At 69.5% G+C, this 23,515-nt stretch carries 24 protein-coding genes, 2 tRNA genes and 2 pseudogenes; 16 read left to right on the forward strand and 12 right to left on the reverse strand.

Annotation, left to right across the window (positions count from 1 at the left end; translation table 11 throughout):
* Nucleotides 1-52: 52 nt before the first annotated feature.
* Both AB0F62_RS03935 and AB0F62_RS03940 read left to right on the forward strand, forming a co-directional pair.
* On the forward strand, nt 53-232 hold the full coding sequence (locus AB0F62_RS03935; protein ID WP_361791845.1) for a hypothetical protein: 180 nt from the start codon (nt 53-55) through the stop codon (nt 230-232).
* Between the two features lie 74 nt (nt 233-306).
* Nucleotides 307-474 carry a hypothetical protein gene (locus tag AB0F62_RS03940; RefSeq protein ID WP_361791847.1) on the forward strand — a complete coding sequence of 56 codons (168 nt, stop codon included), beginning with the start codon at nt 307-309 and terminating at the stop codon, nt 472-474.
* A gap of 230 nt (nt 475-704) precedes the next feature.
* On the opposite strand, the gene AB0F62_RS03945 is transcribed toward AB0F62_RS03940, so the two are convergent.
* The 3 genes from AB0F62_RS03945 to AB0F62_RS03955 form a co-directional block, all read right to left on the reverse strand.
* Nucleotides 705-1,190: a hypothetical protein gene (locus AB0F62_RS03945; protein WP_361791849.1), complete on the reverse strand. Its 486-nt coding sequence runs from the start codon at nt 1,188-1,190 to the stop codon at nt 705-707.
* Between the two features lie 982 nt (nt 1,191-2,172).
* Complete coding sequence (locus tag AB0F62_RS03950) at nt 2,173-2,892, reverse strand: hypothetical protein (RefSeq protein ID WP_361791851.1); 720 nt, start codon at nt 2,890-2,892, stop codon at nt 2,173-2,175.
* Between the two features lie 82 nt (nt 2,893-2,974).
* Nucleotides 2,975-4,390: an MFS transporter gene (locus AB0F62_RS03955; RefSeq protein ID WP_361791853.1), complete on the reverse strand. Its 1,416-nt coding sequence runs from the start codon at nt 4,388-4,390 to the stop codon at nt 2,975-2,977.
* 60 nt (nt 4,391-4,450) lie between these two features.
* Between AB0F62_RS03955 and AB0F62_RS03960 the strand changes: the two genes are divergently transcribed.
* The gene (locus AB0F62_RS03960) at nt 4,451-4,930 is read left to right on the forward strand and encodes a helix-turn-helix domain-containing protein (protein WP_361791855.1); all 480 of its coding nucleotides are present in this window, start codon (nt 4,451-4,453) and stop codon (nt 4,928-4,930) included.
* A 374-nt stretch (nt 4,931-5,304) separates the two neighbouring features.
* Here AB0F62_RS03960 and AB0F62_RS03965 read toward each other — a convergent pair whose 3' ends face one another.
* Together AB0F62_RS03965 and AB0F62_RS03970 are read right to left on the reverse strand one after the other, a co-directional pair.
* Nucleotides 5,305-6,360, reverse strand: a complete 1,056-nt coding sequence (locus AB0F62_RS03965) for a zinc-dependent alcohol dehydrogenase family protein (protein WP_361791857.1) — start codon at nt 6,358-6,360, stop codon at nt 5,305-5,307.
* A gap of 350 nt (nt 6,361-6,710) precedes the next feature.
* Nucleotides 6,711-7,154 (reverse strand): hypothetical protein, encoded by a 444-nt coding sequence (locus tag AB0F62_RS03970; protein ID WP_361791859.1) that lies wholly within the window; start codon nt 7,152-7,154, stop codon nt 6,711-6,713.
* A 130-nt stretch (nt 7,155-7,284) separates the two neighbouring features.
* Here AB0F62_RS03970 and AB0F62_RS03975 point away from each other — a divergent pair, with 130 nt between their 5' ends.
* Both AB0F62_RS03975 and AB0F62_RS03980 read left to right on the forward strand, forming a co-directional pair.
* Entirely contained in the window at nt 7,285-8,175 is an 891-nt protein-coding gene (locus AB0F62_RS03975) for a LysR family transcriptional regulator (protein WP_361791861.1), read from the forward strand.
* 268 nt (nt 8,176-8,443) lie between these two features.
* The gene (locus tag AB0F62_RS03980) at nt 8,444-9,445 is read left to right on the forward strand and encodes an LD-carboxypeptidase (RefSeq protein WP_361791863.1); all 1,002 of its coding nucleotides are present in this window, start codon (nt 8,444-8,446) and stop codon (nt 9,443-9,445) included.
* 153 nt (nt 9,446-9,598) lie between these two features.
* Here AB0F62_RS03980 and AB0F62_RS03985 read toward each other — a convergent pair.
* From AB0F62_RS03985 to AB0F62_RS04000, 4 genes are all read right to left on the reverse strand, one after another.
* Nucleotides 9,599-9,673: transfer RNA gene (locus AB0F62_RS03985), tRNA-Trp, on the reverse strand.
* A gap of 259 nt (nt 9,674-9,932) precedes the next feature.
* Entirely contained in the window at nt 9,933-10,499 is a 567-nt protein-coding gene (locus AB0F62_RS03990; RefSeq protein ID WP_361791865.1) for a 2'-5' RNA ligase family protein, read from the reverse strand.
* Between the two features lie 110 nt (nt 10,500-10,609).
* Nucleotides 10,610-10,993, reverse strand: coding sequence for a barstar family protein (locus AB0F62_RS03995; RefSeq protein WP_361792033.1), 384 nt, complete (start codon nt 10,991-10,993; stop codon nt 10,610-10,612).
* A gap of 458 nt (nt 10,994-11,451) precedes the next feature.
* A complete protein-coding gene (locus tag AB0F62_RS04000) occupies nt 11,452-11,655 on the reverse strand; it encodes a cold shock domain-containing protein (protein WP_319139601.1) in 204 nt (67 codons plus the stop codon).
* Between the two features lie 598 nt (nt 11,656-12,253).
* Here AB0F62_RS04000 and AB0F62_RS04005 point away from each other — a divergent pair.
* From AB0F62_RS04005 to AB0F62_RS04015, 3 genes and pseudogenes are all read left to right on the forward strand, one after another.
* Nucleotides 12,254-13,723 (forward strand): DEAD/DEAH box helicase, encoded by a 1,470-nt coding sequence (locus AB0F62_RS04005; RefSeq protein WP_361791868.1) that lies wholly within the window; start codon nt 12,254-12,256, stop codon nt 13,721-13,723.
* A gap of 582 nt (nt 13,724-14,305) precedes the next feature.
* Nucleotides 14,306-15,094 (forward strand): matrixin family metalloprotease, encoded by a 789-nt coding sequence (locus AB0F62_RS04010; RefSeq protein ID WP_361792035.1) that lies wholly within the window; start codon nt 14,306-14,308, stop codon nt 15,092-15,094.
* 306 nt (nt 15,095-15,400) lie between these two features.
* Nucleotides 15,401-15,598 (forward strand): annotated as a pseudogene (locus AB0F62_RS04015) (short-chain dehydrogenase); the annotation flags it as partial.
* Nucleotides 15,599-15,729: 131 nt separating this feature from the next.
* Here AB0F62_RS04015 and AB0F62_RS04020 read toward each other — a convergent pair.
* From AB0F62_RS04020 to AB0F62_RS04030, 3 genes and pseudogenes are all read right to left on the reverse strand, one after another.
* Entirely contained in the window at nt 15,730-16,206 is a 477-nt protein-coding gene (locus AB0F62_RS04020; protein WP_361791870.1) for a hypothetical protein, read from the reverse strand.
* A gap of 148 nt (nt 16,207-16,354) precedes the next feature.
* A pseudogene (locus tag AB0F62_RS04025) lies at nt 16,355-16,559 on the reverse strand (IS5/IS1182 family transposase); the annotation flags it as partial.
* 12 nt (nt 16,560-16,571) lie between these two features.
* Nucleotides 16,572-17,027 (reverse strand): SUKH-3 domain-containing protein, encoded by a 456-nt coding sequence (locus AB0F62_RS04030; protein WP_361791872.1) that lies wholly within the window; start codon nt 17,025-17,027, stop codon nt 16,572-16,574.
* 326 nt (nt 17,028-17,353) lie between these two features.
* Between AB0F62_RS04030 and AB0F62_RS04035 the strand changes: the two genes are divergently transcribed.
* The 8 genes from AB0F62_RS04035 to AB0F62_RS04070 all read left to right on the forward strand — a co-directional run bounded on the left by AB0F62_RS04035 (nt 17,354) and on the right by AB0F62_RS04070 (nt 23,395).
* Nucleotides 17,354-17,428 (forward strand) — tRNA-Met (locus AB0F62_RS04035).
* Nucleotides 17,429-17,911: 483 nt separating this feature from the next.
* Nucleotides 17,912-18,115, forward strand: coding sequence for a type II toxin-antitoxin system Phd/YefM family antitoxin (locus tag AB0F62_RS04040; RefSeq protein WP_361791874.1), 204 nt, complete (start codon nt 17,912-17,914; stop codon nt 18,113-18,115).
* 34 nt (nt 18,116-18,149) lie between these two features.
* Nucleotides 18,150-18,515: a DUF6247 family protein gene (locus AB0F62_RS04045; RefSeq protein WP_361791876.1), complete on the forward strand. Its 366-nt coding sequence runs from the start codon at nt 18,150-18,152 to the stop codon at nt 18,513-18,515.
* Complete coding sequence (locus tag AB0F62_RS04050; protein WP_361791878.1) at nt 18,512-18,835, forward strand: hypothetical protein; 324 nt, start codon at nt 18,512-18,514, stop codon at nt 18,833-18,835. Before AB0F62_RS04045 ends, AB0F62_RS04050 begins: the two co-directional genes overlap by 4 nt.
* 363 nt (nt 18,836-19,198) lie before the next feature.
* A complete protein-coding gene (locus AB0F62_RS04055) occupies nt 19,199-19,711 on the forward strand; it encodes a nuclear transport factor 2 family protein (protein WP_361791880.1) in 513 nt (170 codons plus the stop codon).
* 1,053 nt (nt 19,712-20,764) lie between these two features.
* A complete protein-coding gene (locus AB0F62_RS04060) occupies nt 20,765-22,462 on the forward strand; it encodes a SulP family inorganic anion transporter (RefSeq protein ID WP_361791882.1) in 1,698 nt (565 codons plus the stop codon).
* Nucleotides 22,463-22,510: 48 nt separating this feature from the next.
* On the forward strand, nt 22,511-22,981 hold the full coding sequence (locus tag AB0F62_RS04065) for a hypothetical protein (RefSeq protein WP_361791884.1): 471 nt from the start codon (nt 22,511-22,513) through the stop codon (nt 22,979-22,981).
* Nucleotides 22,982-23,020: 39 nt separating this feature from the next.
* A complete protein-coding gene (locus AB0F62_RS04070) occupies nt 23,021-23,395 on the forward strand; it encodes a hypothetical protein (RefSeq protein ID WP_361791886.1) in 375 nt (124 codons plus the stop codon).
* Nucleotides 23,396-23,515: the final 120 nt, after the last annotated feature.

Below are 23,515 nucleotides of genomic sequence, written 5' to 3' on the forward strand. Positions count from 1 at the left end.
GGCATCAGGTCAGAGCCGTAGCGGAACACACGAAGTCTATGGGCCGGGCGGCATGTTCGCCAGCGTCTGCGGTCTGCTGGAGCTGCCCGAAGCGTTCGTGCTGTGCGAGCGCATCGACAGCGACCCGTTGTGGCTTGCCGAGCTCTGGTCAAGCGCCGTCGGAGAGGACACCCCCCTGGAACGGCTCGAAGAGGCCTGGCTCTACGGCACAGGAGACAAAGAGCGAGGATGAACATGCCACGCCTGCCGGCCGGCGAGCCTTGGCCGCCGGTTGCTCACGGCTTGATACCTCAGGAGGCTGTCCGGATGACCGATACAGACCCGCAGACCGTCATCGCGCGCACCGTGTACGCCCTGATGCCGGGCGGGACCTATCCCCGACCCCTGCCTGCCGAGCTGGCTCCCTGGTACTGCGCCACCGGGGACGCCGGCCACTGCATCGCGGTGGTGGTCCAGAGCCTCGCGGGCCAGTAGATCGACCCGGACCACAACCTGATCGCACTCCCCGTCAAAACCGTCCTGCGCGTCGGGTGGAACATCCACGACGGATACGTACTCTGCGATATCCCCTACAGCGAGAGCGGCGCGCACGGCATCCACGACGACGACGACGACGAAGAATTCGACGGCCTGCACGACGACGACCTCTGACGTTCCCGGCCCGCCCTGCCCTGGTCTCACCCCCGGTTGGACGGCTCCCCACGTCAGCGAGCTGCCGCGGCCTTTCCGAGGCAGCTCAGCCCTTTGCCGCGATGGCTGCTCCGGCTGACGGTGGTAAGCCCCTTGCGGCGCGTGCCGCCGTCGAAGTGAACAATTTCCGGAGACTCGACTCCGATCTTGCTCGTGGGGTCGAACGCCAGGTAGAGGCCGATCGGCAGGAATATCAGGGACGCAGCGATCGCCAAGAGCACGAACAAGGGCTTCTCATTGGGATTGTCGCCGGCAAGGCCGACCATCCACAACGCGGCCGTCGATCCCACGATGAGCGCGGACACGATCGACGAACGAACCATCGGCCCCCGCCGCAGCCGCCGCGTCGTCTCCAGATCCTGGATGACGAACACGCCCTCGCGTCCGCACTGCCAGCACTCCACCGTCGCGCGTAACTCACCGCGCTCGGGGCGCCGTACCACGGTCGAGCTCTCCCGCGACTTGGTCCGGATCAACCCTGGTTCATGCTGCAGTTCCATCAGGTGCACCATAGTGAGCTTGATCCGCTCGGGCACGGTCCACGACACAAGCCCACCCCTTCCTGCGCCCCGGAAGCGAACAATCTAGCCCGGCCACGGCTCACTCAACAGCCTCTGTAATCAGCCGACTTCCTCAAGTCGCCGGGTACCTTGTTCAAGTTGACAGTGGACCCCACACACGCATCGATGTCCACCTCTTTTCAGGCGGACTTTGCCGGTGCGGGCGACTCTGCTGCGCAATTCGTTCAGGCGGAGAGTCGGTAGCTGAGCCGTTCGAGTCTGCCGCTGCGGCGGGTACGGCGTGAGGGGCGGTAGGGGTACTCGGGCAGGTCCGGGGCGGTTGTCCATCGACAAGATCATCGGTCAGCGGGCGACTTCGTGATTCGTGAGCACGAGCAGGGCCCTGACCAGGGTGGTCGCCCATGCCCGGGTCGGTGCGGACCTTGCCCAGCTTCACGATGCACACCACCCATTCGGTAGCCCGTACCTGTCGGGTGCCTCTTCTCCGCGACGGTTTTGATCTGGGAAATCCAGATCATTGCAGGTGGGAGGCGCCCTTCTTCTGTCGGGGCATCAGGTCACAGCCGTAGCTGAACACACGAGGTCGACGCAGCCGAACTCGACAGGCAGTTGAACGCCTCCGACATACCCGACACGGCAATCGCGCTGCTCGACGAGCGGGGAACGGTCGCCGCGTGGACACACACCGCGGAGCGGCTGGTCGGATACCGCGCCGGATACAGGCCGGCCAGGAACTGGCCTGCCTTGCCGTGCCGCTCCTCGCCGACCACGTCGCCGTGGACCTGGAACAGTCGAACAAGACCTCCCCCGCGCCCCCGGCCCCCGATCGGCGCGTCCCTGAGGCGCACCCACCGGCTTCGCGGGGACCGCCCGGGGCGTCCGACACGCCGCCGCGCAGACCGCGCCGCGCCCGCCCACGTCCACGTCCACGTCCACGTCCACGTCCACGTCCCGTCGAGCGTCAGGTGAAGTGGATGTCGCCGAGGTCGATCGACACCATGACCTCGTCGAGGAGAGGGCGACCGTCGACATCGCGGCGGTAGGCCCGGCGCTTGGTCGGCACGATGATGCCATCCGCCTCCACGCGGTCGTACACATACTGCGCGGCGGCGAATCCCCCCGCGACATCGACGTGGTAGTCGTGTCTGCGGAGCACATGATCGGGACCGAAGTAGAAGTCCTGGTGGGTGCTGTGGCTGGCGATCTCGGACGGGAAAGCGGCACGCAGCCCACGCCACAGTTCGTCACCCTCCTGCCACGGCTCGATCTCTGCGACGGCGAAGCCGGGCATGCTCAGCAGGAACGGCGTGGTGAGGTAGGTCCACAGCGCATAGCCATTGAAGTAGGCGCGATCCAGCGGGTCCCAAGGGGTGTTGAAAGTGTGGCCGCTGAAGGACGACCGCGGGTCCTCGCGAGCGGCCACCACCTGCCCGTCGAGCTTCTCGATGCGCACGCGTCCGGGCGTGAAGTCGGTCCTCTGGTCAGGGGCGCCGAACGGCCTGACCGAGGCATGCTCCTCGTGGAGCAGCACCGTCATCTCGCGCGGCTCGGGATCCTGCGGCTGGCCCTTGGCGACGAACATCTGTCCCCCGCTGACGAGAGTGGCTCGCACGCGGGTCAGATCACGCCAGCGCCTGTGCCCGCCGTGGGCTTCGATCGCCGCACTGAGCAGTTCGTTCACGTAGGACTCCTGCAGTCGGTCAGGGCCGGGGTTCAGCGGGTGGCCACCGCGCATACGTCATGGCGTGGACATCCGCCTGGAACTACCTTGACGCGGCGAACGCCATCCCGCCCGCGCCGCCACGGCTGAGGTGCACACCGAACGCCGACGTCGCCAGGCCCAGGACGGCGGCCACGCTCCAGACGATCCGGAAGTCGTGGAGTGAGGCCGCCCCGACATGGGAACCGACCACCGCGACCAGGACGGCGACGCCGACCGAGGTCGAGACCTGACGGACGGAGTTGACCAGCGCCGACCCGGTCGCAGCACGGTGACCCGGCACGGCGTGCACCCCGGCGGCCACCAAAGTGCCCAGCGCCAGCCCCACCCCCGCACCGGTCAGCAGCTGGCTCGGCAGCATGCCACGCCAGTAGTCGGGCGTGACGGACGCGAGGCACGCGAACCAGACCATGCCGCCGGCGAACAGCAACCCGCCCGCGGCGACCAGCGGACCGTGCCCGAAGCGCTGCGCGGCGCGGGCCGTCACAAGGGTGACGACCGGCACGAGGGCGGGACCGGGGACCAGGGCGAGACCGGTGTGCAGCGCGCTCCAGTGCCAGACCTCCTGGCACCACAGCACGTTCGACAGCAGCATGATCGCGAAGGCGACGCCGAAGACGAGGCTGCCCGCGTTCGCCGCTCCGAAGCGCGGCAGCCGCAGCAGGTCCAGCTCGAACAGCGGATGGGGATGCCGTAGCGACCTGAGGACGAACGCGGCGCCGCTGATCACGGCGACCGCCAGAAGCAGTACGGTCCTGCCGCTTGTCCAGCCCCAGTCGGGCGCCTGCACCAGCGCGCCGGACAGCGTCGTGACCGAGGAGATGACCAGTACGGCGCCGAGGAGGTCGGGCAGCGGTCCGGCCTCCCGGGCGGCCGGCTTGGGCAGGACCGACCGGCCGGCGACGAGCGCCGCGACGCCTATGGGCAGATTGACGGCGAAGACCCACCTCCAGTCCACCTCGGTCAGCAGGCCGCCGGCGACGGGCCCGGCAGCCGCGGCGAGTCCGCCGACCGCGGCCCAGCTCCGGGTGGCCTGGGTACGACGCTCGGCCGGCACCGTGGCCAGCAGCAGGGCCAGGGACGTCGGAATCTGGGCGGACGCCCCGACGGCCTGGACGACCCGCGCCACGATGAGGGTTCCCAGGTTCGGCGCCAGGGCACAGCCCAGCGACCCGAGGGTGAAGACGGCGATTCCGGTGAGGAAGACCGGCCGCTGGCCGACGCGGTCACCGGCACGCCCGGCCACCACCAGCAGCGCGGCGAAGGTGATCGCGTAGGCGTTCAGGACCCAGGACAGCGCACCGAGGCTCGCGCCCCCTCCGCCCGCGGAGAAGCTCTCCCCCATCGCCGGAAGCGCGACGTTGACGATGAGCAGATCCAGGTTGGTCATGAACACGGCCACCAGGACGACAGCGCCGGCCGCACGAGGGTGCTTTGAAAATCGAAGCATCGCATCCATGCCGCAAGCCAAGCACGCGATGGTTTGGAAATCAAACCTTCTCGGTGTGACAATGGGATCGTGACCACGCGCATCGATCCCCGGGACATGGCCGGCCGCCCCTGCTCTCTCGCCGCCGCCCTGCAGGTCATCGGCGACCGATGGGCCCTGCCGGCGATCCGCGAGATCATGCTCGGCAACCACCGGTTCCGGCAGATCGCCAGGAACACCGGCGCCCCCACGGACCGCCTGGCGGCGCGCCTGAAAGCACTCGTGGAAAACGGCATCCTCGAACGGCGTCCGCTGCCGGACGACGCACACCACAGCGGCTACTACCTGACAGAGGCCGGGCGCGACCTGGGGGGCATCACCCGCGAGCTCATCGGCTGGGGCGACCGCTGGGTCGTCACCACGCCGCCCAGCCGGATCCGCCACCGCGATCACGCACTCGTCACCCACACGGTCTGCGAGACCTGCGGTGAACAAGTCCACGGCGAGGACATCCACCGGGAGGAACTCACGCCCGGCTGGGACCAGTCCGGCCCCGTGCACTCCCCCTGAGCCGGTCGCGCCGGGAATTCGAGGCGGGCACGACACAGCCGTCCACGCGTACTCCGTGGCGGCAGGGCCGAAGCATCGACGTCTCGGCCGCCGAACGCGCTGCTTCCCCGCCCGCGTCCCTGTGGGGGCGGGCGAGGAAGGGGCTCGATCAGCGGACGGGCCCGCGGGTCGCGGGTCGCGGGTCGCGGGTCGCGGGTCGCGGGTCGCGTCGAAGATGGGGAGCGCATGAGCGGAGAGAGCGCTCAGGCTCCATCGCCGGCATGGCGGCAGCCGGCGGGTGCGGTCCGCCCGAGGTGCGCGACGCCGCGGGCGCTGTCGGCCCGGCCCTGCCTCAGCCGCACCAGAACCGGCACCGGCACCGGCAGGGCCGCCTCCTACCTGTCGTCGTCCGGGCCGTCTTCGAAGACGAGGAACGGCTTGGCGCCACGTGCGGGTGTTTCGGCGAGCGCGATGGCTTCGGTGAAGCGTTCGAGCGGGAACGGCCTGCTCTGGGGGATCGTCAGCACCCCATCAGCGACGAGAGTGCGCACCTCGGTCAGCGCCCGCAGCACATCCGCAGGTGAAGCGGTACCGAACCAGCGGTTCAGCCAGAAACCACGGACTGCTTTGGTCTCGTAGATGACCGAGCGTGCCGACAGCGGGATCGTCAGCGCCGCCGGGTCGGTCTGCCGATGGGTGGAGAGCGCGCCGTAGACCACGACCTCTCCTCCCGGAGCCAATGCCTGGGATACCTGGGCGCCTACCGGGCCTGCGACGCAGTCGATGGCCTTGCGCACGCCGCCCGGTCCCGCGATCTCGGCCACCCGCTGCAACAGATCCTCGTCCTCGGTGCAAATGACCTCGTCACCACCCAGGGCTTTGATCTCCTCGACGGCATCGCGCCGCCGCACGACATTGATCGTGCGAATACCCAGGTGCCCGGCCAGCTGAATGACGAGCCGGCCGACGGTGGAGCCCGCGGCCGTCTGCAACAACCATTCACCCGGCTGTACGTCGAGTTCCCGCGTCACGAGGAGCAGCGCGGTCAACGGATTGACGGCGAGTTGACAGGCTTCGGAGTCGCCGAGATGGTCCGGGACCGGCAGAAGCCTTCGCGTGTCCGCGACCAGGTATTCCTGCCACGTTCCGGCAACGTGGGGCCCGGGTACCGCCGGAATGGCGACATTCACCACGCGCTCACCGACCTTCAGCCCCTCGGTATCCGGACCCAGGGCCTCGATACGGCCCACGCATTCCATGTTTCCCCCGACCGCGGGAAACTCGGGGGAAAAGCCGTATCGGCCGCGCAGTACGTGCAGATCACTGGCGTGAATCGGTGTCGCCTTCACGCGGATCAACGCCTGACCGGCATTCGGCGCGGGAATCGGCCGGGATTCCAGCCGCAGGACATCGGCCGGCTCGCCGGCCTTTCCGGCTACGAGCGCGCGCATGGATCGAGACATGAGCGACCTTCCACTTCTCGGCGCCCGGCGGACTCGGCGGGCGTTTCGGAAAACGATGTGTCGGCACTTTCCCGGCGCCCCACCGGGTTCCGGACCTTTCTTCCCGGTGGAACCGGCCTGTGCGCTGAGCGTCGTCGGCGTCGCACCTCTCTGTGCCTTCGCCGACTCGCCCAGAATGATCATGTGAGCGTGCCGGGCGCGTGCGGCCGACCGAGGTCCGCGATCGGACCGCTCGCCGCAACACGCCACTCTGATTCAGATTATGAACCCGTCATTTCCTGATCGCCACGCCCGACGAGCCGGGGAAGAATTCCCAGCAGAAATTGGCGGGACTCCCCTTAGCGGCGGTCGACGTCCGCCGGGTCGGCACAGTACTTCGCGTACTCCGTCCCGGCGAAATGCTCGCCCAGTTTCCGGGAGAAATACTGGAGCATCGGCAGCGGACGGTGGTTCATCACGAGGTGCTGCGTCTTCCCCTCGTCGTTCATATAGACGACGGCGATATTGGCGATCGGCCTGCCGTCCACCGTCGCCGCGTAATCCTCGACGAATCCGTTCTCTCCGTACTTGCCGATGTAGATGAAGTCCTGGAATTCGTACAGAGTGCGGGCGTAGGACAGGACCGCGAGAACGTCCTTGGCTCCGTGGATGGTCCCGTTGAAGACTCCCGCCTCCAGCGTCACATCGTCGGCGAGATTGTCCAGCCAAGGCGGGTAGTAATCCTTGCGCTGCCGCGCCGGGTCGCCGCTGCCCAGGTATGTCGGTGGCGTCTTGTAGGTCATCTTCAGCCTCCTGTATCGGTTGAACTTCCAACAGAGTCACCCGGCGCAACAGGTGCGGTCCAACGAAAGTCGGAGACTGCCGCCATCTCGTCGAGAGATACCTGGGGGCTCGCGGAGGGATACTCGGAGGGTGGAACTGCGCCAGCTCGAGTACTTCGTGGCCGTCGCCGAGGAAGCCAACTTCACCCGCGCCGCCGCACGGCTGCACGTCGTCCAGTCCGCGGTCTCCACCACCATCAAGAACCTCGAGCGAGAGCTCCGCACGCCGCTGCTGGAACGCACCCCCAAACGCGTGCTGCTCACCGATGCCGGTGCCGCCCTGCTACCGCGCGCCCACGCCGCTCTCGACGCCGCCCGGGAGGCCGCGGACGCGGTGGGCGAGGTCCGCGGCGGACTGCGCGGCACACTGCGACTGGGCGCGATCGCCACGGTCGGGCTCATCGACCTTCCCGTGTTCCTCGGTGAATTCCACCGGCGTCATCCCGGCGTGTTCCTGCAGACCAGCGCCGCCCCCTCCGGCTCCCAGGGCCTGATAGAGGCCCTTCTCGAACGACGGCTCGACCTCGCCTTCGTCTCGGGGCCCGGACCGTACCCGACAGGCGTCACGCTGGCGGCTCTCGCCACTTCGGTGCTCGACCTCGTCGTGCCGGCCGCCCATCCGCTCGCGAAGCGCCGCACCGTGTCGATCACCGAACTGGCCGGCCTGGACTTCGTCGACTTCCCCGAGGGCTACAGCAACCGGACCGTCGCCGACCGCGCCTTCGCCACTGCCTCCGTCCCCCACCGTGTCGCCATCGAGATCACCGACCTCACCACCGGCATGGCCTACGTCCGGAACGGACTGGGCGTGGCCCTGCTGCCACGGGTCGCCCTCGGCACGGGACAGGGCGTCGCCACTCTGACCGTCCACGACGCCGACCTGGAATGGAGGTTCTCCCTTGCCGCTCCCTCCGAGCGCCCGCCCGGTGCCGCGGCCCGCGCCATGATCGCGATGGCGCGGGAGTTCTTCCGTCAAGGGTGAGCATCGCCTGGACAGGCATGGTCACCTCGCCCGTCGGCGCACTCACCGCTCGACGTGGTCGACCGTTCGGGGCGGGGGCAAGGTGGCCTGTCCCAGGGCGCTCTGATGGCGCTCCCGCGATCTGAGGTAGTGCCGGGTTTGACCAGTGGCGGCGACACGGTTTCGCGTCGACGTCGTCGTCCGGTTTCCGCGGGCGCCATGCACGCCGTACCGCTGGGGCGGGCGAAAGTCGCGTGACCCTGCCCATGGCACCGCCGACACTGACGCCATGACCGCTTCTGCACCGCCTCCACTGCTTCGACCGCGCGCCCTGAAGCCCGGAGACCTCGTTGTCATCGCAGCGCTGTCCGCTCCGCTGCCAGCCGCTTACGAGCCCAACGTCGAACAGGCGGTGGTGGTGCTCGAGCGGATGGGATTCCGCGTGCGTCTTGCCCCGCTACTCGAACCAGGCCGTGGCCATTGGTGGAGCGCGGCCACACCGGCGGACATCGCCGGGGAACTCAATGGTCTTCTACGTGACCCTGAGGTGCGCGCGATCGTCGCGAGTGACGGCGGCCAGACGGCGCTCGGCTACCTCGACCTGATCGACGTCGAGGCGATCAGGGCCGACCCCAAGCCGATCCTCGGCTACAGCGACATCTCGCTGCTGCACCTGGTGCTCTACGCGCGCACGGGTCTGGTCGGGTTCCATGCCGACATGGCCGTCCCCGGCTTCGGCGGGCACTGGCAGTCAGCGCCCGTGGCGCGCCAAGCGGAACTCGAGAAGTTCTACTCCAGGTTGCTGACCGGTACCGAGGCGATCGGTGCGCTGCCCGCGAGCCCGTCGTGGGAGTGTTGGCGTCCTGGTCGTGTCGAAGGCCGGCTGATCGGCGGGGTGATCAATCGCATCGTGCTGGCGCAGGCGACGCGTTTCGCGCTGCCGCTCGAATGGTTCGACGGTGCGGTGCTGTTCTGGGAGGAGATGGGCGGCCTGGCATCGTACGTGTGGAGCTATCTGCAGGTGATGCGGCACTGCGGCATCCTCGATCGGATCTCCGGCATGGTCGTGGGCGTTCCGCACGAGATCAGCGGACTCGAACCCGGCGCGTCCCCGACCCTGCCCGAGATCGTCCTCGACGTCCTCGGCGACCGTGACATCCCGGTCCTGGGCAACGTGGAGTTCGGGCATGCCGGCCCGAATCTGCCGATGCCGGTCGGCATCCGCGTCGGCCTCGACGCCCAGCAGCGGACGTTGTCGCTGCTCGAACCGGCGGTATGCCGCACGCGATGACGTGACCGTTCAGCCGAGCACCGCGGATCGGTGAGCCGACGCCTCCCGGCAGCACCCCACGGGACCCACTGGGCATAGACCTGCGGGTCACCGGCCGTTCTCACTCGCATCCGGCACAGTCGCTCCTCGGCCCGGACGCGCGGCCGGGGCAGGCGAAGCCGACCGGATTCGAACCGACGTCCTCGCGATTTTGGAGACCGCGCGCGACTACCTCTGCGCTACGGCTTCGCCCGCCCGCGATCCTAGCCCGTCGCACTTCACGTCAGATCCCAGTTTGCGAAGGCAGCCGGGCAACCAACCGAACCCCCATCAGGGGAGCGGGCCGTACTCCGCGGCCCGCCTCTCGATCCGCGACTCTGCCGACCCGGTCGACGACGGTCGCGCCAGTCGCCTCCGGACCACACAGCGGCGGTGCGAGACGGGGATGGTCGCCGAGGTCGCCGCACTTCGGTGCCGCACCGAGTTGCATCGGTGGACGGGCGTCGATTCACCCGGGTCGTGATGGTGACCTGGCGCATGCTCCGAGCGCGAACGACGCCCGCTCCCGCCACTCCACGCCGTCGTACACGATGAGTTCAACCGACGCGACGTGAGACGTGAACGGGAGCATGGCCGAGAGGTCCGCCTCGATCTCCGCCAGGACCGCGTCTTCCGGGCTTTGAGCGATGGTCAGGTGCGGCACGACCTCGGCGAACCGACCGCCGTACGGCGGGACCTCAGGCCAACGATCAGCGATCGCCTCCGTGAGCCGCCGCAACGGCGCGTCAGGCTCGGGAACGAGATACAGCACTTCAGGGAACCGTCCACACCTCTCGAACCGCAGGTCAAAGGCCTGGTGACCGCCCAACACGTCCGCGAGAGCGGAGTGGACGAGCGCCTCCATCCGGCTCTCGTCAAGGAACGGGAAGAGCACGGTGACGTGGGCTGGAACCCCGGCCTGCGCCGAGGGGTCGAGCCGTTCACGCCACCGGCGGACGGCCGGCTCTGCCTCCGGGATCCGGACGATGAGCCCCGTCTGGCCTGCCTGGAACGTACTGGTGCTGTCATCTGCCATGACACCGCATGGTGTCACCCCCGCCGCAGACGGCACGGTGCGTCGCCCGCGACGGTCGCGACGACCACGTCGACGAGGCCGGACCGTCAGTCCCGTCACGAGTGCCCGGGTCAGCGAAGGTGCAGCCCGCCCGGAAGCTCCTCCTCGATGATCTCGACCAGCCAGTCGAAGGTGGTCGGGCCGCGTCCGGCGCGTGCCTCCGCCAGCCTGACGCCCATGCCGGCCCGGTGCGTCGGATGACATCGGGCGAGCGTCAGCTCGAGCTGGCGAGCCGTCTCGGCATGTCCGAGATTTCGTCGGGAGACTTGGTGATCACGCCATTCGATCACGAAGTCACCGTCATCCGGCGTACCGAAGCCACCGCGGAGGCAGTCCGTGAAAGCATCGAGGTTCCGGCCGAAGTAACCCCCGCAGCCGATGGTCTCGCCGGCGACACGCCAGAGCTCCTCCAGGGTCGTGATCCGGCTTCCGTCCAACACATATCTCACCGTCACAGCCCGCAGGTCACGTCCGACCCGGCGGCCTGCGCATCGCAAGGTGAACCGCCCCACGGCGTCACGACCGGGCCGCACACTCCAGAACGCGGCCGTCGACGGTCCCGATGAGCACGTGTCCTTGGGGCGCCACGGCAAGAGAGAGTGCGACGCATGGCCTTCCCGCGGGCATGGGAGCCCACCCTGCTCCCGCGCCCATCCGGCACCCATGGTCGGACGCGGTCGGGGCGTGTGCTCGAACGCCGGCCGAAGATGATCGAGGGCCGAGCGACGGCAGGCGGCGTGTACCCATCACACCTGGCCGGTCATCGCCCCGCATCCCAATCCGAACCGGGTGTACGGGCCGTGCGCCCATCCGGGCACTTGCCGGTGGACGCCGAGAGGCGAAGCGGGGCCGCTCCCTGGTGAAGAGAACGACCCCGCTCGAGACGGTGCGTACCGCACCTCCAGGCCGAAGATCAGCCGCGGACGATGTTCTCCGCCTGCGGACCCTTCTGCCCCTGCGTCACGTCGAAGGTGACGTGCTCGCCTTCCTGGAGCTCGCGGTAGCCGTTGCCGGCGATGTTGGAGTAGTGCGCGAACACGTCCGGCCCACCCCCGTCCTGCTCAATGAAGCCGAAGCCCTTCTCCGCGTTGAACCACTTCACGACGCCAGATGCCACTGTGTTCGTCCCTCATATGCTGCTGCGACGGCGCACCTCGTGGTGCGCCGGCGGAACCCGTATCCGGGTCCATGCCCTTGCTTACCGGATGTCCCGGTCCCCGCGCCAGCCAATGCGTCCGCTTTGACGCATGTGTCTCGTTCAGGTGGCCCGTCTTGACGTCCAAGAGGCTCCTTTCCGCCCTTGCACGCGCCGCGACCGGGTCCGCGGGGATGCCGAGGGCCCAGGACGGCTTCGGCACGGATCGGCGATCAATCGCCACGGAGAGCTGCCGGAGGGGACGACCCCGGACCGCGAGTACGCCGTCGTCCCGGCCGGTCCGGAAGGGCCTCGCCGGGGCCGCGGGCGAGCGCCGACCCGTGCGGCACCGCGGACTCGCCCGGAACATCGGACCAGGCGGGTAAACTCGCGGAGAAGTGCGATCCCGCGGACGTCGGCACCCGGCGTCGGCACGCACGACGCAGCTCGACCCCACGCCGTACGGACGGGACCACCCGTTGTCGGTCACCGTCTTGTCTTCGGCTCGTTCTGGCGACTCCCCGGCCGCGCATTCCACCGGGAATTCCCTCGATGCGTGCCCGTCGAGGAAGGTTCGCCCATGAACCGTTCGCCCCGGAACGACCACCACTCCGGCTCGGGCGGCCGTTCCCGCCCGCGGAGTCCCGGCCGATCCGGCGGCCAGGGACGCCTCGCCGCCCCGCAGGACGAATTCGCGGCACCCGAGACGGTGACCCCGGCCCTGCCTCCGATGACGGCGTTCACGGAGCTCCCGCTCCCTCCGGCCCTGCTCAAGACCCTGGCCGACCTCGGCGTGAGCGAACCGTTCCCCATCCAGGCCGCCACCCTGCCGGACGCGCTGGCCGGCCGGGACGTGCTCGGCCGGGGACGCACCGGCTCCGGCAAGACCCTGGCCTTCGGCCTGCCGCTGCTGGCCCGCACGGCCGGGGCGCGGGCCGAGCCCAAGCGGCCCCGGGCACTGGTCCTGGTGCCCACCCGTGAACTGGCGCAGCAGGTCACGGAAGCCCTCACCCCCTACGCCCAGGCGCTGGGCCTCAGGCTCGCCACCGTCGTCGGCGGCCTCTCGATCGGCCGGCAGGTCGGAGCGATCCGGGCGGGGGCCGAGGTCGTCGTCGCCACGCCCGGACGTCTGAGCGACCTCGTCGCGCGCCGTGACTGCCACCTGGGCGATGTCCGGATCACGGTCCTGGACGAGGCGGACCAGATGGCCGACATGGGGTTCATGCCGCAGGTCACCGAGCTGCTGGACCAGGTGCGGGCCGGCGGCCAGCGGATGCTCTTCTCCGCCACCCTCGACAACAACATCGACCTCCTGGTCGACCGCTACCTGACCGACCCGGTGGTCCACTCGGTCGACCCCTCGGCCGCGACCGTCGTCGCCATGGAACACCACGTGCTGTACGTCCACGCCGCCGACAAGCACGCCGTCGCCACCGAGATCGCCGCCCGCGACGGCCGGGTGATCATGTTCCTGGACACCAAGCACGCCGTCGACCAGTTCACCCGGCACCTTGAGGGCTCCGGGATCCCGGCGGCGGGCCTGCACAGCGGGAAGTCCCAGCCGCAGCGCACGCGGGCCCTCGCCCGGTTCAAGACCGGCGAGTTGACGACCTTGGTGGCCACCAACGTCGCCGCCCGCGGCATTCACATCGACGACCTGGACCTCGTGGTCAACGTCGATCCCCCCGGCGACTCCAAGGACTACCTCCACCGCGGCGGGCGGACCGCGCGGGCCGGCAAGGCCGGCCGGGTCGTGACCCTCGTCACCACTCACCAGCGCCGCGACGTGACCAGGCTCATGTCCGACGCGGGCATCCGGCCCGTGATCACCCAGGTGCGTTCCGGCGAGGCGGCGCTGAGCCGGATCACCGGGGCCCAGGCCCCGTCCGGCGTCCCCGTCGCCGGCGCGCCGGCCGCGAACGCGCGGCCACGCGGTGGTGCCCCGTTCCGCGGCCTGGGCACGCGCCCCGGCCGGGAGTCGCGCAAGGCGGCCGAGGCCCGCCAGATGGCGGCGGCCCGCGAGGCCGCCCGCATCCGCCGGGGCAACTGATCGCACGCGTGGCGCCGCTCCTCTCGTCGGGCTCAGCGACCGTCCGGAGAGCACGGCAGCGGCCCGGAAGGTCCGCGGCCGCGCCCCAACGGTGCGGCGACGACGAATCCTGATCGTCTTGGCCGCTGGTGCCGCGTGGGACGCGAAGTCGACGATCCCCCACACCTTGGCGAGGGACGCTGACGGTGCCCGGTTGCGGGAAGCCCTCGCGCCGCTGCCCCTCGTCGGCGAGAACGCGGCGTAGCGACCTCACGGGCAGGCGTCGATCCGCAGAGTCGGCTGGCCGCGCCGCGGACAAGGGGGTTCTCTCCGCGCAACCGGGGTGGCCCGCTGTCGGAACGCCCGGGCTTCCGTCCGGTTCGAGTCCCTGCCGCGCGGGCCGGGCCGACTCCGACGATCCGGTCCGTTCTCGACCACGTGTGCGCATTCGGCCGGCCTTTCGGTCCGCCGTTTTGAGCCAAACACCTCGGCCCCGAACCGTGGATGGTGTGTGCATGCCAAGCTGGCCCCATCCGGCGGCCGTTGTGACTCCGACGCATCAGGCGGAGCCGGCCGCAGCATCAGGGGGACATCTTGATCAGAGTGCGAATGGCCGCGATCGTGGCGGCTCTCACCATGGCGTTATCGGTGCCGGCGGCCTACGCCGGTACCCAAGTACGAGGCGAGGAGCCGACCGCGGCCGCCGCCTCCGCCCACGACGAAGCGGTGTACGTCGTCCAGCAGAAGGCTGACGGTACGACGTACACCCAGGTGTACACACCCGCCGCAGGAGTGACGCCCGACGCCCTGCGAGCCTCACTGCGCGCCCAGGGCGTCAAGGGGGTTCTGAACGGGGCACCGACCGCCCGGGCCGATGTGGGCATCATGGCTTGCGCACCCTATGTCGGTACGGCGGCCGCGTGGTGCGGGCACAAGTGGGCCTACGGTCCGTTCAACGACCCGCAGGTCTACTTCCTGGACCACTCCGGCGACTCGTGGCCGGTCTCGGACGCCCGCGTCGACTGGTACCAGGCTCCCGGAATCGATGCCTACTACCGCTGGTACACGGCAGGATGCCCCGGTGGCGGGCGGCACTGCGTCAACGTGTACAGCGGCAGCTACGGGACGGCGTGGTACGGCCGCACCTCGGCGTCCACCACATCTGACGGCTACTTCGTGGACGGCTCGGTCAAGGTCGAACTCAACGATCAGGTCACGCCCAACACCTATGCGGCCAGGCGCAGCGTGGCCTGCCACGAGATGGGGCACGCTCTCGGCCTCGACCACAACGGGTCCACCAACAGCTGCCTGTCCGTCCCCGAGTTCCCCCAGCATCCGTCGTCCGACGACTTCGCCGTACTCAACCAGCTGTACCCCAAGGCCGGAACCTGAGTGGGCACGACGTGGAGCCTGAACACGTCCGGTCGGCAGGAGGGCCCACCGCCTTCCCGTCAGGCGGCCGCAGCGGCACCACACGTCGAACGCACGGCATCAGGACGGCGCTGAAGGCGCCGTCGCCGTAGCCGAACGAAGCCGGACTCGGCCCTGGCGTTCCTCCCAGCCAGGGCCGGCCGGTCACCTCACCCCGTCGCACCGCGCCGACACCACGGGTTCCCGGAGAGCGATGTCACACGCCTCGGCTCTCACCCGTAGAGCGTTCGCGGCGATCAAGCCGCTTCTCCTCCAGTCACCGGCCATGGAGCCCTTCCCCTCCTCCGCGCCGCCACAGACCCCCACGTCACGGGAGGGGAGTACTACGGCCCCCGGGGCTTCCAACAGAGCAGGGGTTACCCCACCACCGTCCGCTCGAGCGCCCAGTCCCACGACACGTCGTTCCAAGGCCGGCTGTGGACGCTCTCCGAGCAACTGACCGACGTCACCTACCCCTCCCGATGAAGACCGCCCCAACCGCCCCCGAACGCCACACCGTCGCTACACCCAGTCGTCAAGGTGTTGCAGGATCCGATCGAGTCATTCCGCCACGATGAGACCCCTCCGGATTCACGACACTCTGATCCGCGGTGGTCTCAGTCGGCACGGCCGGAGGAAGCGTCCTGCCAGCCGGGCAAGGTCAGCTCGTCGTCGCGAATCGCCCATGCCGGCTGCTGTCCGGACGGCGGTCCGGTAAGCACCCGCAACTCCTGAGGACGGTAGTCATCGCGCGCGTCCTCGACACCGAAGCCCGCCGAGGCCAGCACCGCGGCCATCGCCTGCATCATCGCGGCCCCGACCGCACTGGAGTGCCGCAGGATCGGCGCGTCCAACTGCTTCAGCCTGAACGCGCGACTGGCACAGTCCCGCACGCGCGGGCTTGCGTGCCAGCCCACGAACACGCCGCCCGCCGCGTCGGCTCCGCCGTCGACCTCCACCTGGGCGCCACCCGCCAATACCGGGGACATCCCCGGGGCGAGCACGGGCAGGCCCGCGGCCGCCAACTCGTTGCGGACCTCCAAGGCGAGTGCCTCCAAGGCCGACAATTCCTCAGCGCTCACTCGTTCGAACATTTGGCCACTTTAAGGGTTGTCCTGTAAACGATCTTTGAGTCGCCGGGGCAGGGCTGGTCGCGGTGCGGTCCGCCCGCCTATCCGGCGAGGAAGAGGTGGTACATGCGGGCGATGCCGACCATGGCGTGGTGGACCCCGTCGCCTGGGTCAGCTGGCGCATCGTCAAGTTCATGCGCCAGTACCCCGCAACCAGCAGAACCGGTCCCCCAGCGGGAGGCTCCACGGCCGACCCTTGCCCCCGCGTCCGCGCCCTCGCGCCGCAGTACGGTCGCCGGCCTGCCGAACAGGCGAGGGCTCAGCCCGGTGAACGAGGCTGGCCAGGACGGCTCCGACGCCGTGATCCCACCAGCCACTGCAAGATCGCCTCATGTGCCGGTGCGCCTGCCGGAGAGCCAGGGTGCTCGTTCTGTACGGTCGGCGCCGGCATCACCGTCCACCACGTAGGTCAGCGCCTCCGCGAAGGTCGACCCCAAGGTCCAGAGAACGCCCGGCCCGACGGCGATGACGCGCCCGCTGGTCGCGATGTACGACCTGTACTGGACCGACCACATACCCAGAGGGCTGTAGTTCTCCGCGTAGCGGTGCCTCAGCCTGGACGCCTCCGCAGCGGCGTCGACGCAGGCGTCAACGGGGTCTATGTGCAGTGACGAGCCAGGGACGCGGGTGGGGGAGCTGTCGATGGTCAGCTCGCCGAACTCGGCCCAGACCCCGATCGCCGTGTCATTGAGCTCGAACCCAGCAGCTGTCAGTTGCCGTGTCCAGTCCCCGGTGGCGATCCTGCGACCTGCCGTCCACCCGGCAACGCCAAGCGCGTCCAGCACCGACGGACCACAGCCCGTCAACGACTCACCGATGTGTTCTATGCGCCCTCCCCAGCCTCTCGGATGTCTGTTGCCCGAAGTCTGCCGCAAATCCGGACCAGCAGACAGGGCAACCGGCCGCGGAAGGTCCGGAGATCGTGCACGGGACAGCCCTCAGCCAATCGCAGAGGAGGAATTCTCGATCGCTGGCACCGGAACCTCCGCCCCCACTCCCGTAGTCGGATCAACCCACCTACGCCCACACGCACCTCGACGACCACACGCGGGCACCACACCGGTAAATCGCCGCCCACTCCCCTCCGGATGGCGTAAGCTGGATTCACCGACGCGGGGTGGAGCAGCTCGGTAGCTCGCTGGGCTCATAACCCAGAGGTCGCGTGGTTCAAATCCCGCCCCCGCTACGAATACCGGCCCCTCCCACACCACGTGGAAGGGGCCGGAGCCGTTTGCACCACCCACCCACGCCCTCGTTCGCCGGGGCACCCGGCACACCGTGCGCGGCCGCACTCCCCCTCAAGCCGCAGCTCAAAAACTCCTGACGGCCACGCCGGTTCAAGCCGCAACCCAGCAGGACCCGTTGACGGCGCTGAGTGGCCGTTGGCCGCAGTGGCTTGCCGACCCAGCGGCCAAGTCCCCCGATCCGCATGCCACTCATCGACTCATCGGTCACTGGTGCGCTTGCGCCCGGACCGCCGGACGGACAGGGTTCATAGCCGCGTTGAGCTGCCGCATCGGTGACCTGGGACGTCGGGCGGGAGCAGAGCCCTCCTGGCGTCGGCCCGCGCGATATTCCGACGTCGGCTCCGTAGGTCCGGTGGCGGGCGGACGGCGAGGCCGGGAGACGGCAAGTATCGCAACTATGATAGTTCGGGTAGTGTGGGGGCATGGAGACGAGGACATACACGACAATCGACCTCCGCAAGGCCATGGGCGAGATCCTCGACCGCACACGGATCGCGGGTGAGGCGGCCGCGATCACCCGCAAGGGCAAGACCCTCGCCTACCTGGTGCCCGCCGAGTGGTTCGAGGAGCATCAACAACGGGCCGGGCAGCAGTCGGCCTCCGGTGTCGGCCAGGACGCGGCCTAAGGCGCCGGGCGGGAAGACCAGGAGCCCTCACACCATGACTGCCCAGCCCGTACATTTCGACGGACCCGAGGGAGAAAAGCCCAAGGTGCCGCCGATGCCCGAACAAACACCACAGGCCCTGCGTCTGGCCATCCAGGAACACGCCCCGCACCTCCTGCCGGATTTCGAGGCCCACTGGCGTCGGGCGATCGGGGACGCCTTCAACCTCACCCCTGTGCCCGCGTTCATGCGCCTGTGGTGGACCCAGTACGCCATCGCGCGCGACCCCCGCCTCGCAGCACACCTTCACGACCTCGAAGCCCGCGCTGCGAAGTCCGAGAACCCCGAGGAGTCGGCCAGGCTCCTTGCGGAGTACAGCCGCCTGCGGCACGAAGCAGCCAGTGTGAAGCCCGGCCAGTGACGGACGACCTCCCCCAGCCGCCCTGGCAGATGGACTGGACGGCAGAGGCGCGTCAGGACTTCGACGCCATGCCCGCCGATGCCAAACAGCTCATCATGGCCGCGCGCGCAGAACTGATCACCGCCTCGGACCCGTACTACCGTGGCATCGACACCGAGGCGTCCCTGCCGCACTGGATCACCGTTCGCCCCCTGACCTCCACCAGCCCCGGCGGACCCCACATCGCCGATCTCGCCGGTGGGCGCGGATGGCTCATCTTCACCTTCATCCGCCGCCACGCCGAACCCCAGATCATCGTCACCGACGCCTTCTGGGCCTGACCGGCCGAGGGCTGACCACGCCGCCCCCGCGAAGCCCCTGGACACTCATCCTGCACGCACGGCCGTGGCAGGCACACCGGCCCTGCACTGCGCTCACCGCTCGCGAACCGGCCACACCAATGGAGCGCTTCGAGGCGAGCACGTTGTCGGCGCTCAACCCGATCGCCTTCATAGACCGGCGGACGTCGGCCCTGCGGCAGGCATCTTGGAGGGCCAGGCTGCCGCGGCACCTCCCGGTGGCGGCCATGCCATCCGCGACGAGTCCGCCCCAGCGGATGCTGATCCATCGGCAGCGGGCGGGTCTTGATCACGGACCCGTAAAGTGCGCGGCTCGCACGGACTCCGTAGTCGAGAGTGAGGATCATGGAGTGGACACCGCCGATCGAGATCAGGGTGCACAACCCGAGACTCATCACAGCGATCACGACAGCCGCGTTACTTGCGGTCACCGGGTGCAGTGGCGACGGCAACGCAGGGAAGGCAGCCGCCACCCCGGCGCCGCCTTCAACAACCGTCCCCGCCATCAACGGTGCCGCCCAAGGGACCGCCGAGGACACCGCTGCGCTGGAGAAGGCCGTCCGGACTTACACCACCGCATACTTTGCGCCGGACGTCGATGGAGGCTGGGCCATGTGGTCCACACGATGCCGCAAGACGGACAGCAAAGAGGGCTTCGCCGACACGCTGGAACGAGCGGAGTCGATGAACTTCGACCATGTGCGCTACACCGTCGAGCGATTCTCAGTCGATCGCCTGTCAGGAGACATCGCTGTCGTCACCTACGGTGTGGGCGAGGACCCGAGATATGACCTGACCCAACAGTGGGCCCGCGAGGACGGCGAATGGCGGTACGACCAGTGTGAGCCCCTCGATTAGATTCCGCGGTGCAGTGCCCGCACCGACCGACGGACCGTGATCGCATACGACGTCGCCGACCATGCAGCGGTCGGCAGGAACCGCGTACTCACGCCTCTCGGTCCGTGGCCGGGCGGCCGCCCGGGGTTGGCGATCAGGGGTTGTCACATCAGGGAGACGACGCCCGGGTCCGACCAGCGCCAGTAGCCGGAAGCCTTGACGTCTCGGCATCCGCCGGCGAGGGTCGTGGCCTCCATGAATGACTCGCCACCCCTGCCGCGAGGGGTGGGGGTTGCGAGCAGCAGGGTCACGGTGATGGCCGCGCTTCGTGCGCGACAACCTCCCATACGGTGCGGCCAACTGGGGTGAGCACCGTGGTGAATCCGGGGATCCGGACGTTGCCGGGGCCGAGATGTCATGGGAATTGTTGGAGGCATCGCGGGGCGCCCGCAGCCAAGCGTGAGAGTTCATGTGACCCAAACGCCGTGGGCAGCGGGCCCGGTTGTCGACAGGGGCGGTGCCGCCGTGGGTCGTCGGGCCTACGGATGCTCCAGGGACCGGCCCCGTTGCCCGTGAGATCCGCCACCCGACGCCGAGCAGGCCGCCACAGCGCCATGGGGCACCGCCCTGGGCGGCTCCGGCCCAGCCTCCCGCAACCTGGCTAATTGCAAAATTCTTCAATTCCATACATGCTGATGTTGCCGTGCCTGCACTCAGCCTGGGCACACGCGCCCTGCCCGGCATGCGGCCGGGGGAATCCGGAGACGTGACTGAGGTGTCGGTGCCGCTGCAACAGACCAGGATGCGCTCGGGCCATGTGACCGGAACGGCAGCAGGGCCCTGGGCTCCGGTGTTGCCGTGGCCGCACACAGCGCACGGGTGCCATCAGCCTGCGCGGGCCCGGATCCGGCCGCCGGTGCTGTCACGGCGACTCGGTGCCGCACGCTCCTCCGGCGTCGTACCCGTCCGGCGCGTGATCACCGGACTGCCGAGTGGGGCACGCCAGGTCTCGTCGGCGGTGGTTGCCGGGCAGCACGGTCGGCCGGCGCGGAATGCCGCCGGGCTCGGCGTCCGGTGAGCGGTCCGCTGAACCGGGGCTGGGCGCGGGTGCGTGGGCTGCTGCCCGTGCGCGCCGATCTTGAGGCGATGCGCCGCCAACCGCGCCGGGATCTGCTGGCCGGACTGACCGTGGCGGTCGTGGCACTGCCGCTCGCGCTGGGTTTCGGGGTGTCGTCCGGCCTGGGTGCCGAGGCCGGGCTGGCCACCGCGGTGGTGGCGGGTGCGCTGGCCGCGCTGTTCGGCGGATCGAATCTGCAGGTGTCCGGGCCGACCGGGGCGATGACCGTCGTGCTGGTGCCGATCGTCGCCAGGTACGGGACGGGCGGGGTGCTGACCGTCGGGCTGATGGCCGGTGTACTGCTCATCGGACTCGCCCTGCTCCGGGCCGGGCGGTACATGCGGTACGTGCCGGCTCCGGTGGTGGAGGGGTTCACTCTGGGGATCGCCTGCGTCATCGGCCTGCAGCAGGTTCCCGCCGCGCTGGGGGTGCCCGACCCGGACGGTGAGAAGGTCCTCGTCGTGGCGTTCCGGGCCGCGCGGGAGTTTGTGGCGCACCCGAACTGGGCTGCCCTGGCGGTATCCGCGGGAGTGGCCGCGGTCATGCTGGCGGGAGCGCGGTGGCGCCCTTCCGTGCCCTTCTCGCTGCTCGCGGTCGCCGGCGCCACGATCGTGGCCGAAGCGGCGCACGTGGGCCTGGCCCGAATCGGGCACCTGCCGGCCGGGCTGCCCGCGCCCTCGCTGGGCTTCCTGGAGGTCTCCGCGGTCTCCTCACTACTGGCTCCGGCGGTGGCCGTTGCCGCCCTGGCGGCGCTGGAATCGCTGCTGTCTGCCACCGTCGCCGACGGCATGACGGTGGGGCAGCGCCACGACCCGGACCGGGAGTTGTTCGGGCAGGGCATCGCGAATCTCGCCGTCCCGCTGTTCGGTGGCGTGCCGGCGACCGCGGCGATCGCCCGTACGGCGGTCAACGTCCGTACCGGCGCGGGATCGCGGCTGGCCGCCTTGACCCACGCGGCCGTCCTGGCGGTCATCGTCTTCCTCGCAGCCCCCTTGGTGGCCAGGATTCCGCTGGCGGCACTGGCGGGTGTGCTGCTGGCCACGGCGATCCGCATGGTCGAAGTCGGGTCCCTGCGGGCGATGGCCCGCGCCACCCGTGCGGACGGCCTGGTGCTGGTGTTGACGGCGGTCGCGACACTGGTGCTGGATCTGGTGTACGCGGTCATCATCGGTCTGGTCGTGGCCGGAGCCCTGGCGCTGCGTGCGGTGGCCCGGCATGCCCGAGTGGATCAGGTTCCGTTGCACCAGGACCTGCCCGGTGAGCACAGTGCCGAGGAGCACGCGCTGCTGGCCGAGCACATCGTGGCGTACCGCATCGACGGTCCCTTGTTCTTCGCCGCGGCTCACCGGTTCCTGCTGGAGCTGACCGATGTCGCCGACGTGTCCGTGGTGATTCTGCGGCTGTCCCGCATCACTCACATCGACGCCACGGGTGCCCTGGTCCTGAAGGACGCGATCGACAAACTCAGCCGCCGCGGCATCACCGTCCTGGCGTCCGGCATCGGGCCCGGCCGGCAGCAGCCGCTGGACTCCCTGGGTGTCCTGGACGCACTGCGTGACGCGGGCGGGCTGTTCGCCACGACTCCCGAGGCCATCGATGCCGCCCGCGCTCATCTGCATCACACCGGACTGCTGCACCGAAAAGCCGCCGGATGAGCCGAGAGCGCTGTCCACGTCCCATGACGTGTCAGCCCCCGCCATCCCGTGCTCGGGCAGGCCCTGGTGATTCCGGGTGAGCTGGTCACCGACGGCGTCCGGCACGCCGCCGGCTACTCCCCCGGCCGGGATGTCACCCACGCGGCAGGCGCCGGGATCCTCGCCCGCGCCGTCCACGACCGGCACCGCGACGGGCCGGACCCGATCCGGCCCGCGATGGCCGCGGAGGCCGCGGAGGCCGCGGAGGCCGCGGAGGCCGCGGGCGGGCCGGCCATGGTCACCGGGATCACCGCCGAGTGCGGCGGCACGGCGAGGGTGCGTCCCGACAACGACGGCGGCGGCAAGGGCATCCGGACCACGTTTCCCCTCCCGTGGCCGGACCCTGAGGCACCGGCGAACCGGCCGCGAGGGGGCGCCGCATCCTACAGCGGCCCGGGCGGCCGCCTGGTGGGGATCCCCGTTCCCATCCCCCTCTCGGGTACGTTGAGTAACTTCTGCGTCACAGAGAGCCCGGCGTGAGGATGCCGGGACAGGCAACGCAGAAGGAGCCAAGTGCCGATGGCGAACATCGAGACCTCCCTCAAGGAGACGATGACCTCGATCGAGGGCAGCATGGGAGCCGCCCTCGTCGACTACACCAGCGGCATGGCGCTGGGCACGATCGGCGGCGGCAAGGACCTCGACCTGACCGTCGCGGCCGCCGGCAACACCGATGTGATCCGCGCCGAGATCCGCGCGATGAAGGAGCTCGGCGTCAAGGAGGACATCGAGGACGTCCTGATCACCCTCGGCGGCCAGTACCACCTGATCCGGCTCCTGAAGAACCGCAGCGGCAAGGGTCTGTTCCTCTACCTGGTGCTGAACAAGGCCACCGCCAACCTGGCGATGGCCCGCCACCAACTCAGGCGCATCGAGGCCGACCTGGAGGTGTAGCCGCGACCCCGGGTTTCGCATGCCCATGAATTGAAGAATGTTTCAACTGGGCACATCCAGATCCTGAAAAGCCCGCAAGTGCATCGGCATGCGGGACCCGGGGGCGGAAGGATGGGACCC

Origin of the sequence: Streptomyces sp. NPDC026673 (assembly GCF_040638135.1) — a bacterium.
Taxonomy (GTDB): domain Bacteria; phylum Actinomycetota; class Actinomycetes; order Streptomycetales; family Streptomycetaceae; genus Actinacidiphila.